This window comes from Peptococcus simiae, assembly GCF_046097595.1.
Lineage (GTDB): Bacteria > Bacillota > Peptococcia > Peptococcales > Peptococcaceae > Peptococcus > Peptococcus simiae.
Genome location: NZ_JBJUVG010000036.1, coordinates 1 through 327, shown reverse-complemented (window position 1 = coordinate 327; position 327 = coordinate 1). Strand labels below are relative to the sequence as shown.

Genomic DNA, 327 nt, shown 5'->3' with positions numbered 1-327 from the left:
GCATAGAAAAAGAGCCGGGCAAGTGCTCGGCTCTTTCTGCTTCCTAATATTAGATGGAGGCCCCTTTACTTAGGTCTGTGGCAATCCACACTTCTCTGTCTTGGTTATCTAAGACGTAGTTGTGCCATACAGCGGATTCTGTTACGGCTAAGTCTGTAGTGTCAGAGAAGGACCGGACAGGTAGACCATTAGTGTTCGGTTGTTGATCTCGACCGGTAATTTTTTCAAGTTCTTTAATGAAATCTAACCGGTTAATCCGTGCGCCAGTTCTATCACGAGTGTAATCATAACCGGGCAGGCCGGTAAGACCACAAGCTTTGAGCATCC

The 327-nt window shown here is 46.8% G+C and carries 1 protein-coding gene; it reads right to left on the bottom strand.

The window, feature by feature from the left end:
• Positions 1–49: 49 nt before the first annotated feature.
• A partial coding sequence (locus ACKQTC_RS09220; RefSeq protein ID WP_408978149.1) for a hypothetical protein occupies positions 50–327 on the bottom strand: 278 nt, incomplete at its 5' end.